The sequence below is a fragment of the Arthrobacter sp. YD4 genome, assembly GCF_030410515.1.
Lineage (GTDB): Bacteria > Actinomycetota > Actinomycetes > Actinomycetales > Micrococcaceae > Arthrobacter.
Window position 1 is genome coordinate 189670 of record NZ_JAUHHD010000002.1, and the last position, 14667, is coordinate 204336.

15 protein-coding genes are annotated in these 14667 nt (G+C 66.2%); 10 read left to right on the forward strand and 5 right to left on the reverse strand.

Features of this window, described 5'->3' with window-relative positions; genetic code table 11:
• Positions 1-18: 18 nt before the first annotated feature.
• Positions 19-2343 (reverse strand): EAL domain-containing protein, encoded by a 2325-nt coding sequence (locus QWJ39_RS05220; protein WP_290256664.1) that lies wholly within the window; start codon positions 2341-2343, stop codon positions 19-21.
• A 118-nt stretch (positions 2344-2461) separates the two neighbouring features.
• Here QWJ39_RS05220 and QWJ39_RS05225 point away from each other — a divergent pair, with 118 nt between their 5' ends.
• The 3 genes from QWJ39_RS05225 to QWJ39_RS05235 all read left to right on the forward strand — a co-directional run bounded on the left by QWJ39_RS05225 (position 2462) and on the right by QWJ39_RS05235 (position 4514).
• Complete coding sequence (locus QWJ39_RS05225; RefSeq protein ID WP_290256665.1) at positions 2462-3010, forward strand: helix-turn-helix domain-containing protein; 549 nt, start codon at positions 2462-2464, stop codon at positions 3008-3010.
• Between the two features lie 62 nt (positions 3011-3072).
• Entirely contained in the window at positions 3073-3708 is a 636-nt protein-coding gene (locus QWJ39_RS05230; protein WP_290256666.1) for an ABC transporter ATP-binding protein, read from the forward strand.
• Positions 3709-3728: 20 nt separating this feature from the next.
• A complete protein-coding gene (locus tag QWJ39_RS05235; protein WP_290256667.1) occupies positions 3729-4514 on the forward strand; it encodes a hypothetical protein in 786 nt (261 codons plus the stop codon).
• Between the two features lie 411 nt (positions 4515-4925).
• Here the strand turns inward: QWJ39_RS05235 and QWJ39_RS05240 are convergent, their stop codons facing one another.
• Together QWJ39_RS05240 and QWJ39_RS05245 are read right to left on the reverse strand one after the other, a co-directional pair.
• Positions 4926-5885: a carbohydrate ABC transporter permease gene (locus QWJ39_RS05240; protein ID WP_290256668.1), complete on the reverse strand. Its 960-nt coding sequence runs from the start codon at positions 5883-5885 to the stop codon at positions 4926-4928.
• A complete protein-coding gene (locus QWJ39_RS05245) occupies positions 5885-6853 on the reverse strand; it encodes a sugar ABC transporter permease (protein WP_290256669.1) in 969 nt (322 codons plus the stop codon). Before QWJ39_RS05245 ends, QWJ39_RS05240 begins: the two co-directional genes overlap by 1 nt.
• Before the next feature lie 218 nt (positions 6854-7071).
• Between QWJ39_RS05245 and QWJ39_RS05250 the strand changes: the two genes are divergently transcribed.
• Both QWJ39_RS05250 and QWJ39_RS05255 read left to right on the forward strand, forming a co-directional pair.
• Positions 7072-8421, forward strand: a complete 1350-nt coding sequence (locus QWJ39_RS05250) for an extracellular solute-binding protein (RefSeq protein WP_290256670.1) — start codon at positions 7072-7074, stop codon at positions 8419-8421.
• A 155-nt stretch (positions 8422-8576) separates the two neighbouring features.
• Positions 8577-9002 (forward strand): low affinity iron permease family protein, encoded by a 426-nt coding sequence (locus tag QWJ39_RS05255; RefSeq protein WP_290256671.1) that lies wholly within the window; start codon positions 8577-8579, stop codon positions 9000-9002.
• A 17-nt stretch (positions 9003-9019) separates the two neighbouring features.
• Here QWJ39_RS05255 and QWJ39_RS05260 read toward each other — a convergent pair whose 3' ends face one another.
• The gene (locus QWJ39_RS05260; protein ID WP_290256672.1) at positions 9020-9688 is read right to left on the reverse strand and encodes a PAS and ANTAR domain-containing protein; all 669 of its coding nucleotides are present in this window, start codon (positions 9686-9688) and stop codon (positions 9020-9022) included.
• A gap of 876 nt (positions 9689-10564) precedes the next feature.
• Between QWJ39_RS05260 and QWJ39_RS05265 the strand changes: the two genes are divergently transcribed.
• Positions 10565-11320 carry a GAF and ANTAR domain-containing protein gene (locus QWJ39_RS05265; RefSeq protein WP_290256673.1) on the forward strand — a complete coding sequence of 252 codons (756 nt, stop codon included), beginning with the start codon at positions 10565-10567 and terminating at the stop codon, positions 11318-11320.
• A 17-nt stretch (positions 11321-11337) separates the two neighbouring features.
• Here the strand turns inward: QWJ39_RS05265 and QWJ39_RS05270 are convergent, their stop codons facing one another.
• Positions 11338-11796, reverse strand: a complete 459-nt coding sequence (locus QWJ39_RS05270) for a hypothetical protein (RefSeq protein WP_290256674.1) — start codon at positions 11794-11796, stop codon at positions 11338-11340.
• Positions 11797-11948: 152 nt separating this feature from the next.
• Here QWJ39_RS05270 and QWJ39_RS05275 point away from each other — a divergent pair, with 152 nt between their 5' ends.
• From QWJ39_RS05275 to QWJ39_RS05290, 4 genes are all read left to right on the forward strand, one after another.
• Positions 11949-12275 carry a DUF1905 domain-containing protein gene (locus QWJ39_RS05275; RefSeq protein WP_290256675.1) on the forward strand — a complete coding sequence of 109 codons (327 nt, stop codon included), beginning with the start codon at positions 11949-11951 and terminating at the stop codon, positions 12273-12275.
• Positions 12276-12365: 90 nt separating this feature from the next.
• Positions 12366-12986 (forward strand): hypothetical protein, encoded by a 621-nt coding sequence (locus QWJ39_RS05280; protein WP_290256676.1) that lies wholly within the window; start codon positions 12366-12368, stop codon positions 12984-12986.
• 133 nt (positions 12987-13119) lie between these two features.
• On the forward strand, positions 13120-13890 hold the full coding sequence (locus QWJ39_RS05285; RefSeq protein WP_290256677.1) for a YcnI family protein: 771 nt from the start codon (positions 13120-13122) through the stop codon (positions 13888-13890).
• Between the two features lie 118 nt (positions 13891-14008).
• The gene (locus QWJ39_RS05290; RefSeq protein WP_290256678.1) at positions 14009-14662 is read left to right on the forward strand and encodes a DUF4232 domain-containing protein; all 654 of its coding nucleotides are present in this window, start codon (positions 14009-14011) and stop codon (positions 14660-14662) included.
• Positions 14663-14667: the final 5 nt, after the last annotated feature.

The following is a 14667-nucleotide window of genomic DNA, read 5'->3' on the forward strand; positions in this document are numbered from 1 at the left end:
ATCGCTCTGAACGCAGGGCTACTGCCTCGCCGATCCGGCGAAGTCAACGTCTGTGGCGATCGCAAAACCCGCGATCTCGTCAGAACCGCGGGACGCCAGCCAGGCGGTCAGCTCCCCCGCCGGGACCGGTCTGGAGATGAAATAACCCTGGGCGAGGTCGCAGCCGTAGTCCGCCAGCGCCCGGTACACCTCCTCATTTTCGACGCCCTCAGCGGTCATTTCGAACCCGAGGCTATGCGCCAAATCGATGGTCGAGACAACCAATGCCGTGGCACGCGCGTCGTCCAGCATGGTGAAAATGAAGGACTTATCGAGTTTCAGCTCGTCGAGGGGCAGTTCGCGCAGATAGGACAGCGAGCTGAAGCCCTTGCCAAAATCATCGACCGCAATCTTGACCCCCATACTGCGAAGCGCCGCCAGGACAGCGGTAGCGCGGGCCCTGTCTGCCACCAGGACGTCCTCGGTGATTTCGACAACCAGCACCGAGGCAGGGAGCCCGCGCGCGTCCGCCATCGCGGCAACCTTCGCCGGCAGACGTGAATCCATGATGGATCTGGCCGAAAGATTGACTGCAACCGATATTCCGAGCTTTTGCGCTTCCCAGCGTGCCGCCTGGTCCAAGGCCGCGCCGAGGACAACCTCCGTCAAGGCCGGCATCAGGCCGGCCTCCTCAAAGCGGTCAAGGAACGCGTCGGGTTGCAGCAGCCCCAATGTCGGGTGGTCCCATCGAACGAGAGCCTCCACGCCGCGGACCTGCCCCGTTCCGAGCTCCAGCTTTGGCTGGAAATGCAGCACCAGCTGACTCTGGCTCAGCGCCTCGTTCAGGGACTGCACGCTGTGGAAGTGCGTGTTTCCGGGGCCGCCCGTGACACCGGTGTAGAGGGCGTGGCCACTGCGCGTGGACTTGGCCGCGTACATGGCCATATCCGCTTTTCGCATCAGCAATCCCAGTTCCGTGCCGTGCTCGGGAAAGCTCGCAATGCCGATGCTGGCGTTGACCTGTACCACCACACCGCCCAGGTCAAACGCCTCGCCCAGCGCATCCCGCAGGGCCAGGGCAACTGTCTCCGCAGCCCTCGGCCCGCAGTCGGCCAGATGGACAAGGAACTCATCCCCGCCCATACGCGCCAGGAAGTCTTCCGGCCGCAGGGTCCCCACAAGCCGGGCGGCAACATGGTTCAAGAGCTCATCCCCCACATGGTGACCCAGCCCGTCGTTGACTTCCTTGAACTTGTCCAAGTCCAGCAGGAGCACTGCACTGCTGCGGTGGACATCCGCAAGTCGGCCCGGTACATCGGAGTACAAAGCCCGCCGGTTGGGAAGCCCAGTGAGTTCGTCCGTTCGTGCTTGCCGGGTCGCATCCAACAGGCGGATGCGTTGCCGGAAGACCAACGGCAACGCCGCCGAGGCGAGAGTCAGACCGGCCAGCACCACCGCGAGCAGCATGATGTGGACCTGCGTCCCCAGCAGGAGGACACCCAGCCCCGCCAGCGTCGCCAGCCCCGGAACTGCCTGGACTGGCACGCACGACACGTCCCTTAGCGAGCGTCGCCGCGGGGTGCCGTGGAAAGCAGCCCAGCACCCAATTAACGCCGTGCCGACCGCCCAGGCAAGGTCCAGGGGTGTCCCCACCGCGTAAAGGCCGCGGAGCTGGAGATCGATGTAGACGACGTCGGCAGCGGTGTAGAGCAGCAGCCCGGTGACCAGCAGGATCCATCCACGCCCCAGGACACGTTCGGGCGTAGCGGCGATACCCAGGACGGTCGCCGCCAGCAGCAGATCGAGGAGCGGGTAGACGGCCCCAATGACCGCCGTGGCCGACCGCTGGCCGGAAGACATGATTTCGGCCATCACCGGGTCCATGAGTACGGCCAGCACAGCGGCAGCACCAAGGCCTCCCACGATGCCGTCGAGGACGACGGGCCACGCCATCGATGCAAGGCGTCGCCGCACGATCGACCACAGTGCCGCGAGAAACAGAATGTAGAAGCCGATATACCCAATGTCCGCCGGGGACGGGACGGGAACGACCTGGCCGGTGGCAGAAAGGACCATGTAGTACGTGTCGCCGGCGGCCTGGCACGACAGGGCCCCGGCGACCAAGGCGAGCTCCGGTCCCCGACCGCGCCTCCGCAGGGCCGTGAACCAGCAAACCGCCGCCGGCAGCCACTCCGTAAGCTGCGACAGGAACCCATCCACCAGCGGGCTGAAGGCGTCCGACTCCCGAAGGAACACCCCCGCGGAGAAGATCGCGGCACCGGCCAGCAGGGCAGCCGAAAATCCGATCCGGAGCCGTCGGGACGCGCCGGCGGCGCGGACGGCACGCAAGGTCGGATCGTTCATAAGGCCCCTCATCGAAGACATCTCTCCCGTCGCACTATCGACCTCGGACCGCACGGGGTAACCGGAACGAGGAACACCAGTCCAACAGTATCAATATCGATAATGATACTGTTAGCGTATGGCGAACTCATCCCAGCTGCTGCATCCCGTGAGACTGCGCATTGTCCAGGCCCTTCTCGGCGAGGAAGGCCTCACCACCCATGCCATCAGGGAGCGGATCCCCGACGTCCCCGTCGCCACCTTGTACCGCCACATCGCCATCCTGGCGCGTCACGGCCTGATCGACGTCGTTGCTGAAAGACAGATACGCGGCGCCATCGAGAGGACGTACCGGATAGCGCCGGGAGTGGCGAACCCCACCGCGGACGAACTGATGTCGCTGAGCAGCGAGGAACTGCTGACAGTCTTCACGGTCTTCAGCACCGGGCTGATCAGAGATTTTGGAACTTACGTACACGGTGCCCCGCCGGACCTCCTGGCCGACCGGGTCAACTTCGCTCAAGCCGACTTTTGGGCCACCCCGGAGGAGGTGGACGCCCTCCTCCAAACGGTCCTCAAGGAGTTAACGTCCTTGAGGTTGAACGGGCCGGGAGGCGGGCGGCGAAAGCACAAGCTGACGACGGTGCTGTTACCGGTACCCCCGACCGACGGCGGTGCTCCGGAATGAGGGCGACAGCGGAACTCTCGGGCCTCACCATCGGCTATGAGGGCAGCGTCAAGGTGGGGCCGATGGACATTGAGCTCGAACCCGGCGTGACGGCGCTTCTTGGCAGGAACGGGGCCGGAAAAACCACCCTGATGCGCACACTGTGCGGAATCATCCCGCCGCTTGGCGGCAGCTGCACGGTCCTCGGCCACCCTGTCGAAGATGGCGCGGCGGTGCGCTCACGGATCGGGTATCTGGGACACGAGTCAGCCCTGGCGTCCGCACTCACTGTTGAGCAGAATCTTTCATTCTGGAGGGACATGACGGCCACCTACCCCGGGGCCACCACCGTTAGCGTGGCGGAGCTGGTCGAACGGTTCGATCTGGGAACCTTGATGCAACTGAAGGTAAAGCAGCTCAGCCGCGGTCAGCGTCAGCGCGCCGACCTTGCCCGGCTCGCGATGACCGACCCGGCGTTCATTGTTCTCGACGAGCCCCTCAGCGGGCTTGATCCGGTCTACGCGGCGCAGACCCGGGAGCTGCTCCGACAGTGGGGAGAGACCCGCACCGTGCTGTACTCGACGCACAGCGTTCCGGAGGCGCTCCAGATTGCCCGGACCTATCTCATTATTGATGGGTTCAGCCTGGTGAAACTCTCACCCGGCAGCACACCCGTTACCGAAACTGAGATCCTTGCCGCTTTCGGGGCAGCCGCATGACACCGGCAACTCTGATGCGCATGAGAAGTCTCGCTTTTGCGAGGCGGTCCTGGCGCCAGCAGCGAAGTACCGCCGTCTGGCTTGCCGCCGTCGTCGGGGCAGCCTTGGGGGTCATGGTGTTCGCCGGCACGCAGAATCTGGCAGGGGCCTCGTGGCCGGGCGAAACCGGGCCGGACGCGGGGGCCGGGATAGTCACCGTCCACGACGCCGCAGGGACGTTCGCGCCCATGACGACGTACCTGATGACGATGACTCCAGCCATCCTGAGAATGCTCGTGGCGCTGATCGCCACGCTGACGATCCCCGGGGTCGTGGCAGACGACGTCGGCGGTGGTGCCATCGAGGCGCTCTTGGCCAGCCCCATTCCGCGCCGCCGGCTCTTTGACGCCTACCTGGGCGCCGGATTGTGGATGACGGCGGCGTCCTGGGCCGTGGCGACTGTGACCTTTGCGGGAGCAGCCGCCTTCGCCGCGTTCGCAGGAGGTCTTGGTGTCCGGGTGACTAGCGCCTACACCGCTGCGCTCATTGTCGTGCCCTTATCGATGGGCCTCTGGTCTTCCGCAGCCACACTCCTCGGGGCGCTGCTGTACCCCGGCAGCCTGGAGTCCAAGGCCGGGATGAATGGCGGCCCTATCCGCCTCCTGGCCGTACTCCCGGGATTGCTGATCGGGCCCGCGATTCTTTTGCAGTCCTCATGGATAGTGCCGATGCTCGGTGCCCTGCTGGCCGCCATGCTCACCGGCTCCGCGGTTCTGGTCAGGGTGACGGCACTGGGCTTCCGCAGCAGCAAAGTACTGGGCGCCTGAGCCCGTACCCGGGAAGAAGTCCTCGGCCCGCCAGCACTACGAAAGAGAGCTACGGGACTTCCGGTTCTCCCACCCCGGCGTCAGGCGCACTGGGCCGGGCGCCGTCGTCCCCGGCATCGGGCCCTTCTGACGGCTCTTCAGCGTGACTGCGGCTTCCCTGATCCGGCCCACCCGCGGGTGTCGCCGCGCCGTTATGGTCCACACCCTCGGCCGGATCTTCGCTGTGGAGGCGGGCGCCGGACTCCGGAGTTTCACTCACGATGCGTCCTTTCTTAAGGCTTCGAGGCTTGGTTGCCGGGACGGCGCGAGACGATGAGGTGACCGGGCGCCGCCCCGATCACTCCATCGTGTTCCCCCGTTATGTGAAGGTCAATATGCGGGCCGGTCCCCCCGACTTTCACGGCAGTCCCGCTACCCCTTCCTGCCTTCGGTGGCAACCCCCTCGATGAAGTGACGCTGTCCGAAAGCGAAGAGGATGAGCATGGGGAGCGTGATCAAAAGTGTTGCGACCATGACGTACTGGTAGTCGCCCTGACCGCCGTTAGTGGGGCTGTATTTGGTCATGGCATAGGCGATCCCCAGCGGAGCGGTGAAGCCCTGGACAGAACCGGCATTGAGGTAGATGAGCGCGGACTGCAGGTTGTTCCAGCTTGCTTGGAACTCGAAGATGAAGATCACTACGAGCGACGGCACGGATAGCGGCAGGGCTATCCTGCGGAACAAGCCGAAGTAGCTGGCGCCGTCGATCCGCGCGGCCTCGAAGAGCTCCCGTGGCAGTCCCAGGAAGAATTGCCGCTGCAGGAAGATATAGAACGCCGAGCCAAAGAGATTCATCCCGAAGAGCGGTATCCAGGTGCCCAGCACGCCCAAGTTCTTCCAGATGAGGTACTGCGGCACCATGGTCACGGCGCCCGGCAACATCATCGTCGCCAGCACAAGACCGAAAAGGATGTTCCGGCCCGGGAAACGGAAGTAGGCAAACCCGAAGGCGACCAGGGAACTGGAGAGCGTCACCAGGGTGGCGGCCAGCACCGCGATGAGGAAGCTGTTGGTCACCCAGTTCACCAGCGGGAGCTGATCCCAGACTTCGACGTAGTTCTGCGGGGAAAACGTCGCGGGGATCAGTGCGTTGTCGAAAACCTCCCCGCGGGGCTTGAGGCTGGCGGCAATGAGCCACACGAGGGGATACAGGAACACGGCACTGATCACCGTCAGGACGACGCCAAGCACCACCTTGCCGGCCGTGGTGCGGGGACGCCGGACACGACGGCGCGGGGCCGGGGCAGGCGTGGCAGTGGCGGAACGGCCAGCTTCCGCCAGCAGCGGGCCGGCCTCCGGCGTCGCGCCGGTTTCGGTATTGGTGGTGGCCATCAGCGTTTCTCCCCCTCGTAGTAGACGAACCGGTTTCCCAACCGGACCTGGATCAGGCTGATCAACAGGATCAGCACGAACAGCACCCAGGCCATGGCAGAGGCGAACCCGAAATTGAATTCCCGGAAGGCCTGCTGGAACAGGTAGATGCCGTAGAACAGCGAGGCCTCCGGCGACGCGCTGGTTTGGTCCCGCCAGAAGAGCAGGTACGCCTGATCGAAAACCTGCAGTGCGGCGATCGTCAGGACGATCACGTTGAAGAAGATGGCCCCCGAGATCATCGGGACGGTGATGGAGAAGAATTTCCGCACCGGCCCGGCACCGTCCAGGGCCGCGACCTCGTAGAGTTCCCGCGGCACGTTCTTGAGTGCGGCCAGGAAGATCACCATGGTGCCGCTGACCCCCCACAGCGTCATCAGCACGATCGAGGGTTTGACCCACGCCGGGTCGATCAACCATTGCGGTCCCGAGATGCCGAAGAACGCCAACGCCTGGTTGATGGCCCCCGTGTTGCCGTTGAGCAGCAGCAGAAAAACCGCCGCGGTCGCCACCGACGGCGTCATCTTGGGCAGGTAGTAGATGGTCCGAAAAATCCCGGCGCCTCGGCCCACGCGGTTCAGGAGCAGGGCCAGCCCCAGGGCGACACAGATCTCCAGGGGAACGGCCATGACCGCGTAGAAGAGCGTGTTGGCCAGTGAGGAGGCGACCTTCGGATCCTGAAACAGGAGCTGGTAGTTGGTCACGCCAGCGGGCTTGGCCACGTTAGTCGCCAGGTTGTAGCGGCTGAAGGAGATGACCAGGCTGTAGACCATCGCACCGAGCATGAAAACGAGGAAGCCCACGATCCACGGGGAGATGAACAGATAGCCAGCCAGGGCCTCCCTGCGGTTGTACTTCACCCGGTGTGCCCGGGCCTTCCGGGGCTTGCCCCCGGGGCGCCGGATTCGCGCGGCTGATTCGGCTGTCATGTGGCATCACCCTTTCTCCCGTGGTTCCACGGCGGTCTCTGCCCCGCCGCGCACCGGCATCGGGGCCGGTCCCTTGCGTCACACCGCGGCGTGGGCTAGCTTTCGAAATAGGAAGCTTGCTTACAGTGTTGCACCCGAATCGCTTTTAGCCGAGGGTCTCGCGGCAGCGACCACCACCATCGACGATTGGGGAGGATGCAAAGATGCATTTTCGAAAGATGACGAACACCGCAGTGCTGGCCCTGGCGGTGACCGCTTTGACTGCCTGCGGCGGCGGGGGCACCAGTGCCCCGGCGGCGAGCGCGGACTTTTCCAACGACGCCTCGGGGACGATCACGGCATGGGCCTTCGATAACGCCGACGACGTCGGCAAGGCACGCATGGGCTACGCATCGTCCCAGCTCTCGAACGTGAAGATCACGATGGATCAGACGCCGTTCGATGCGCAGAAATTCACGACCCGCGCGGCCAGCGGTGAGGTACCCGACGTCGTCCAGATGGACCGCGCGTTCGTCGCGACCTACGCCGCCCAAGGGCTGATCAAGCCACTGGACGGCTGCTTCAAGGCCCAAGGCATGGACCCGGCAAAGCAGTTCTACCCTGCCGTCACCCAACAGGTGACCTATCAGGACAAGGTCTGGGCAGTGCCGCAGTTCTATCAGCCGGCCGCCATCATCCTGAACCAGAAGGTTCTCCAGGGCGCCGGCGTGGCGGCCGCGGACATTGACACCTCAGACAAGACGAAGCTGCTGGACGCCGTCGGAAAAGCGTCGAAGGCCGACGGCGGTAACCCCTCAACGCTCGGCTTCGACCCGGTGGCCGCCGGGCAGGCCGAACTGTGGATCCTCGGCCAGGGCGGACGGTTGGTGGACGACAAGGGAGCCCCCGTCCTGGACGACCCGGCCAACGCAGCCGCGATCAGTTTCCTGAAGCAGATCTATGACGCGCAGGGCGGCTATGCCAAGGCCAAGAGCTTCTCCGATTCCTTCGACACGTTCGGTAAGCAGAACCAGTTCGTCAAGAACCAGGTGGGCGCCCAGGTCGACGCCCAGTGGTACGTCAACGTCCTGGCCCCCTACTCGCAATCCCTGGACTTGTCCGCCGTTCCGTTCAAGGACAAAGACGGCAAGCCGTTCACCGTGGCAGGGGGAACGTCCTTCGTCATCCCCGCAAACGCCAAGAATCCCAACGCAGCCTGCGCGTGGATGACCTCACTGGTCACCGACGACGCATGGAAGGCCGCCGGGGAGGCACGGGCACAGAAGATCGCATCAACGCCGGGCGGCATCAACACCGGGCTGTTCACCGGTTCCCCGTCGGCCGACAAGCTGATCAGGGACACCTTCGTCAAGCCAAGCGGCAACGCCGGCTTCGACGAAACAATCAAGACGTACTACGACGTCCTCCCGGCCGGGAAGACCCTGGGCGCCTCCCCCGCGGGTCAAACCATCAAAACGGAACTGAACAACGCCATCGCCTCGGCCCTGCTGGGGACCAAGGACCCGGGAAAGGCGCTCGCTGACGCCCAGGCCGCTGCCAAGCGCGCCTACGACCAGTCAGGTTCCTAAGCCGCTGTCATTCCGCGCTGCGGTCAGGCACGGACTGCGGCGCGGAATGGCTGTGGGGGTCTATCCGCCGGCGTTGGTGCCACACTGAAAGTAACCGGAAAACCGGCCGTCCAACTCCTGCCGGGCCGGCACTCCGCAAGGGAAAGCGTGACGGAATGGTTCAGCAGGCGGGGCGGGAACGCCCGGATATCTTTACCCGGTTTACAACCCGGACGGCGGCGGTCCTCGGCCATGCCTGGGTTTTCGTCGGTGCGGTGGTCGTTCTGATCATCTGGGCCTTCACCGGTCCGCTCCTCGGTTTCTCCGACACCTGGCAGCTGGTGATCAATACAGGCACCACGATTGTCACGTTCCTCATGGTCTTCATCATCCAGAACACCCAGAACCGTGACACGGCCGCCCTGCACGTAAAGCTTGACGCCCTGATGCTCGAGCTCCAGGTCGGCAATGCCAAGCTCTACGACGCCGAGCATGAGGGCGAGAAGGAGATCGAGGCCCAGCGGAAGCGGATCGCTGGCGCCGCCGGACAGGCGGCCCGGGACGAACGGTCGGGTCCCCCTGCGGCCGCGGGCCTGGCCTAGGGTCATTCCGGCCGCTCCTATTGCAGGAGGGACCCTTTCGCGGGGTCTGGGGAGCCGCGGAGGAGCGCGTCCAGAAAGCACTCGAAGGGCATCCTGTCCCCGTCGCGGTCGGCCAGCCCCACCAGCGTCGCTGCGACCTCCGCCAGCTTGACGTTGACGTGGTTGCTGTAGGCGCGCAGCACGGTGAACGCCTCGGACGATGTCATGGAAGCGCGGCCCATGAGGATGCCCTGGGCCTTGGTGATGACGCACCGGGTCCCGAGCGCCCCCTGGATGGCGTCGCGCGCCGCCGTCGCCGTTTCGTCGTGGACGGTCGTCGTGAGGTCCAGCATGACGCCCGCGATGGTCCGCAGCCCACCTGCCCCGTCGGGGAAGGCCTCTCCCGCGGTGAGAACCTTGCGTTCCCGGCCGCCGGCGTCGATGACCCGGTGATAAATGGCCACATGTCCTCCACGCCGCACGAGGTCCTCGTTGACTTCCAAAATGCGGGGCAGATCCTCGGGATGCTTGCGGGCAAGCGTGAGCGCAAGGGTCGGAACAATTTCCCCGCGCGCGTAGCCGTGGATGGCGTACATCTCATCCGACCACTCCATGTCGTGGGTCTTACCGTCGGTGACGAATGAGCCCGCGATCAGATCGTCGGGACCCGGCCGGCTCGCGAATAGCGGGCGTGTCAACCAATCCATGAGAACCCCCTTCGCGGGTTGACGGTAGCGGCTCCTTCCCGCTCCGGCAAGGATCGAAAGGCTTGATGTAGGCGCAGGGACCTTCTTCCGAAAAAGTGAGCTAAGTTACTTCCGCGTTCATAGCGGAGCACCGTACCCTGCTTGTGGGTCAAGACGCGGCCCTTCGTGTTCCATAGAGAGATCTATTTCTATGACCACCGGAAAAATCGGCGTCACGGTTTCGGTTGACCTTGACGCCTCGTCGGTCACGATTCGCCCCGTAGGCGTACTCACTCGGCATAACGTTCGGGCACTTCAAGCGGTATGCAACAGGGCACAGAGGCCCCTCCCACAATGCGATCTGTTCCTGGACGACAGCTTCCTCGCCTATGCATGGGACGAAGCCCCGGCCGTGCTGAAAGACATCGGGATTAGGACCTCGACGATGAGCGGACCGCGGCACGCCTCTCGGACGGCAGGCCGGCGAACACAGGCGCAGGCGGCGTGAGCGGCCACCCCGGGCCGCCGGCACGGATGTTTTTTCGGCATCCAAGCTGGTCCGATGTGCCTTCCTCCGATCTCAGGGCACTACGCCGCGCGGCACTGAACGGCGGTGGCAGCGAAGCACCCGCCCTGTGGATGGACCTTCTCGACCATATCGACGAGGAACTGGCCCGGCGCGCTCCCCGACCGAACGGACGGGGCCCCTAGCCGCGATCCTGCGCCATCGGCGCGACCTCCGGATAGGGCCGCTTCATTGGGGGGCGGCCCTATCCCGGAGATGTTCGAGCCCGCTCGATGGAGATCCGCCGGACGGACCGCTTGGAACGCCGGCCTGGAAGCGACTCCCTGCCGGCTGCCCCTAGCGCCGGCGGGGTATCGGCGCAACGATGAGATATGACCTCCGTTCGAGATTCCGAGCCGGGCACCGGCAGCACCGAGCCCAAAGCGCTTGATCTTCAGGACCTGCTGCTGGAAACCCAGGACGTCGCCGATTTCCTGGACGAACTCGCCTGTTATGCCGCGGCCACCCTTTCCTCGCGGAAAAGCGAAGTCTTCTGTGGCATCACTCTGCTCCGCCACGGGGAGGCGGGGACCGTGGCCAGCAGCGGTGAGAAGGCGCTGATGCTGGATGAGCTTCAATATCAGCTGGACGAGGGCCCCTGCCTGATGGCCAGCAGGAGGCAGCTGGTGGTTCACATACCGGACCTCGCCAGTGACACCACGTTCCCCGACTACAACTACATTGCGATGGCCCACGGCGTCCGCTCCGTTCTCGCCTTACCTTTTCATCTCCCCGAGAACTCCGCCCGTGCCGGCCTTAACCTTTACTCCGAAACCGCCCACGCTCTGGACGGCGGAGCCGTGGAGCGGGCCCAGACTTTCGTCGCCCAGGCCGCCAAGGGCCTCAGGCTCGCACTTCTCCTCAGCGAACATAGCCGGACTGCCGAAAATCTAAAGCTGGCCATGACGTCCCGGACGGTCATCGATACGGCGGTGGGCATCGTTATCGCTCAAAACCGCTGCACGCAGGACGAGGCTTTCGCCATGATCAAAGCAGCTTCGAACCACCGAAACATCAAGCTTCGGGACGTCGCCGCCTCCATTGTTGAGTCTGCCGGGGGAGGTAAGGTCACGACCCATTTCGCCTGAGCCCCGCCGCGCCGTCCTCAGCGCAGCTGCAGCTCCAGCAGTTCGATCGACGTGAGCCCGGTCTCCAACATCAGCGCCTTCGCCTCGACGCCGGCCTCTGTGGCGCTCCGGACAGCGGCAGCCAAGGAAGCCTCCGCGGCGTCGATCTCCCACTGCAGGCTCTCCAACCGGGCCCCCGCTGCGCGAACCGCGGCCAAAGGGTCGGATGAGGAATCTGCCGGCCGGCGGAATCCACAGGTGCAAACCCACTCGCCCTCGCCGGTGTGGAACTGCGCCCACGGCAGCGCCGTCGTCGGGCTGGGCGTGGACGTCATCTTGGTACCGCAGTGCACGGGCGTCCCGTCCGCATCGAAGGGAGCCACCGCAGGCTGACTCGAGGGGACGGCCGGACGGACCGGTTCGTCGAAGCTCCGCAACGACTCCGCGTGCGTTCCGCGCGCGGGTCCCGCCATTCTCCGGTTGGCTACTGCCGTCATTCGAATCACCCCTTTAGTAAGCCTGCTTGCAATTTTCACTAGTCTATCTAGCTTTATTTGAATGTCCAGCGGTGATCCGGCGGCTCGGCATACGCGGAGAGCGGGAAGGAAACCATTGCCAACGCCGGCCCTGGCCACTACCGTGCTGAGCCGTGGATATCACCTTCCGGGCGGAGCTTTTCGAGTGGCGCGGGCCGGCGCCCTTCTACTGGCTTGCCCTGCCGCCGGACGCGTCCGAGGAGATCCATGCCGAGGCCGCCGAGGCAAGCTACGGCTGGGGTGCCATCCCCGTGGCTGTCAGCATCGGCGGCACGGAGTGGGAGACCTCGCTCCTGCCCCGCGACGGCGGCTACGTGCTGCCCGTGCGCAAGCACGTCCGGCTCGGCGAACGGCTCGAAGTAGGCGACGACGTCGAGGTGTCCCTCTCCGTGGCGCCGCGCAACGGCCGGGCGGCGAACGGCACCGGTCCCACTATGTGACGGGCCTCCCCGTCGCGGCACCGCAGCCAGTTCGACAAACGGTAGAATTGGCCCGTCCGCAGCCCGCCAGATGCCGCCAGGGAGGTCACCGTGCGCCACACCCGTGCCCGGGCGCCCTTCCACGCGCTCCGCGCGGCCCTGGTGGCCGCCACCATGGTGGGACTGGCCGCCGCGGCGCACGTGATCGCCGGCGGAGACCTTCCCATCCCGGGGATCTTCGGCGCCGTCCTGGCCCTGACCGGCCTTGCGGCCACCGCCGCCACCCGGCTCAAGCTGAACGCCGCCGCCATGACCGGGCTGCTCGGAACCGGTCAGGTTGTGCTGCACGAGGCGTTTTCCGCCCTCAGCGGCCCCGCCGCAACGGCCGACGGCGGCGCTCCCGTCCCGTCGCACCACCAGGTCCCGACGCTGCTCCCGCACCCCGCGGGCACGCTCGAACACCACGATCTGGACTCCGGCATGGCGCTGTGGATGATCGCCGGCCACGCCCTGGCCACACTCGTCTGCGCGCTGCTGCTGGCCCGGGGCGAGGCCGCCCTCTGGTCGCTGGCCGCCTGGCTGCGTCCGCTGATCCGGCTGCCCGAAGCCCTTCCCGCGCCCCGCGCCGCGGTCCCCGTCCTGCCGTTCCGGGACGAGACCGCACTGCCGCTGCCTTGGCGCAACCTCCGGAGGGACTGCCGCCGCGGGCCGCCGCGCTCCGTCGTCGCCTAACCCACCCTCCTTCGGCCGCGGCCGAATCTGCCGGCCCGCCCCGGACAAACCCGGGGCGTCCACGCTGTGCCCGCGCCGCGCCACCCCGCTTCCGCGCGCCCTCATGCGCGCACGCCCGAAAGGCACCACAACGATGATGACCCGCACCAGTTCCACCCCCTCCGCCCTGCGCCGCACCTTCACCGCCACCGCCGTGGCCGGCGGCACCGCCGCGCTGCTGCTGACCGGGGTCAGCGCCGCCTCCGCCCACGTCGAGGCCACCCCAAACAACACCGCCGCCAACTCCTACTCGCTGCTCACTTTCGCCATCCCGCACGGCTGCGACCAGGCCGGCACCACCAAAATGACCATCACGCTGCCCCAGGAACTCAACGACGCCCAGCCCACGGTCAACCCCAACTGGACCGCCTCCAAGGTCACGGAGGAACTCCCCCAGCCCAAGAAACTGGCGGACGGCACCTCCATCACCAAGCGGACCAGCCAGATCGTCTACACGGCCAAGGCACCGCTGAGCCACGAGCTCCGCGACACCCTGGTGCTCTCCGTAAAGCTGCCGGACATGGCCGGGAAGACCCTGTACTTCCCCACCCTGCAGAGCTGCGAGACGGGCCAGACCGATTGGTCGCAGATCCCGCAGGCGGGACAGGACGAGGAGTCCCTCAAGACCCCCGCCCCGTCCGTGACCATCACCGCGGCGAAGTCCGGTGACGGGCACGCGGGCCACGGCGCGGCCGCCTCCGGGGACGGCATGGCACAGACGGCGGAAACGACGACGGCGGACACTCACAGCAACGACGACGGCGGCGCGCAGGCCCGCAGCTGGGCCGGCCTCGCCGCCGGGATCGGCGGCCTGGTGCTCGGCGGGGTGGCGCTGCTGCGCGGCCGGCGCTCCGTCGCCAAGTAGCACCCGTCCCGTGATCTGACCCCCGGTTGATGCCCGGAAATCACAATCCGGGCATCAATCGGGGAACAGCGTCGTGGCACCGTTGACGCGGGCAACCACGGCGCATAACAGTGGTCCCATGAGGCCTCAGCAGATGAATCGCAAAGCAGCAATCACTTCCGTAACGGCGGCCGCTGCGGCGGTCCTGCTGCTCAGCGGCTGCGGCCAGGCCCAGACCCAGAGCGCCAGCGCATCGCCGTCGTCCACTCAGTCCACGACAGCGGCACCGGCCACCTCCTCGGCAGCGCCCAGCGCACCGGCGTCGTCCGCCCCCTCGTCCTCGTCCCCGGCCGCCTCGGGTGCCGCCGCGGGCCCCGGCCTCTGCAAGGCCGCCAACCTCAAGGGCACCCTCGACTCCACCGGCGGCGGGGCCGCCGGCAGCGTCTACAGCAAGCTCATCCTCACCAACAACGGCGCCGAACCGTGCGTCCTCAAGGGCTTCGCCGGTGTCTCCCTCACCGCCGGCGCCGACGGCGACCCCATCGGCGCCGCGGCCACCCGCGACGACTCCACCCCGGCCGCTGACGTGCTCCTCGCCCCGGGCCAGGCCGGCAGCGCCACCCTCCGGTACACCCAGGCCGGCAACTACCCCGACTGCACCCGCACCCCCGCAGCCGGTTTCCGCGTCTACCCGCCCGAGGACACGGCCTCCCTGTTCCTCGCCGCGCCCAAGGATGCCTGCAGCAACGCCGGCATCAACCTGCTGACCATCGGCGCCTTCACCGCGATGTAACCGCA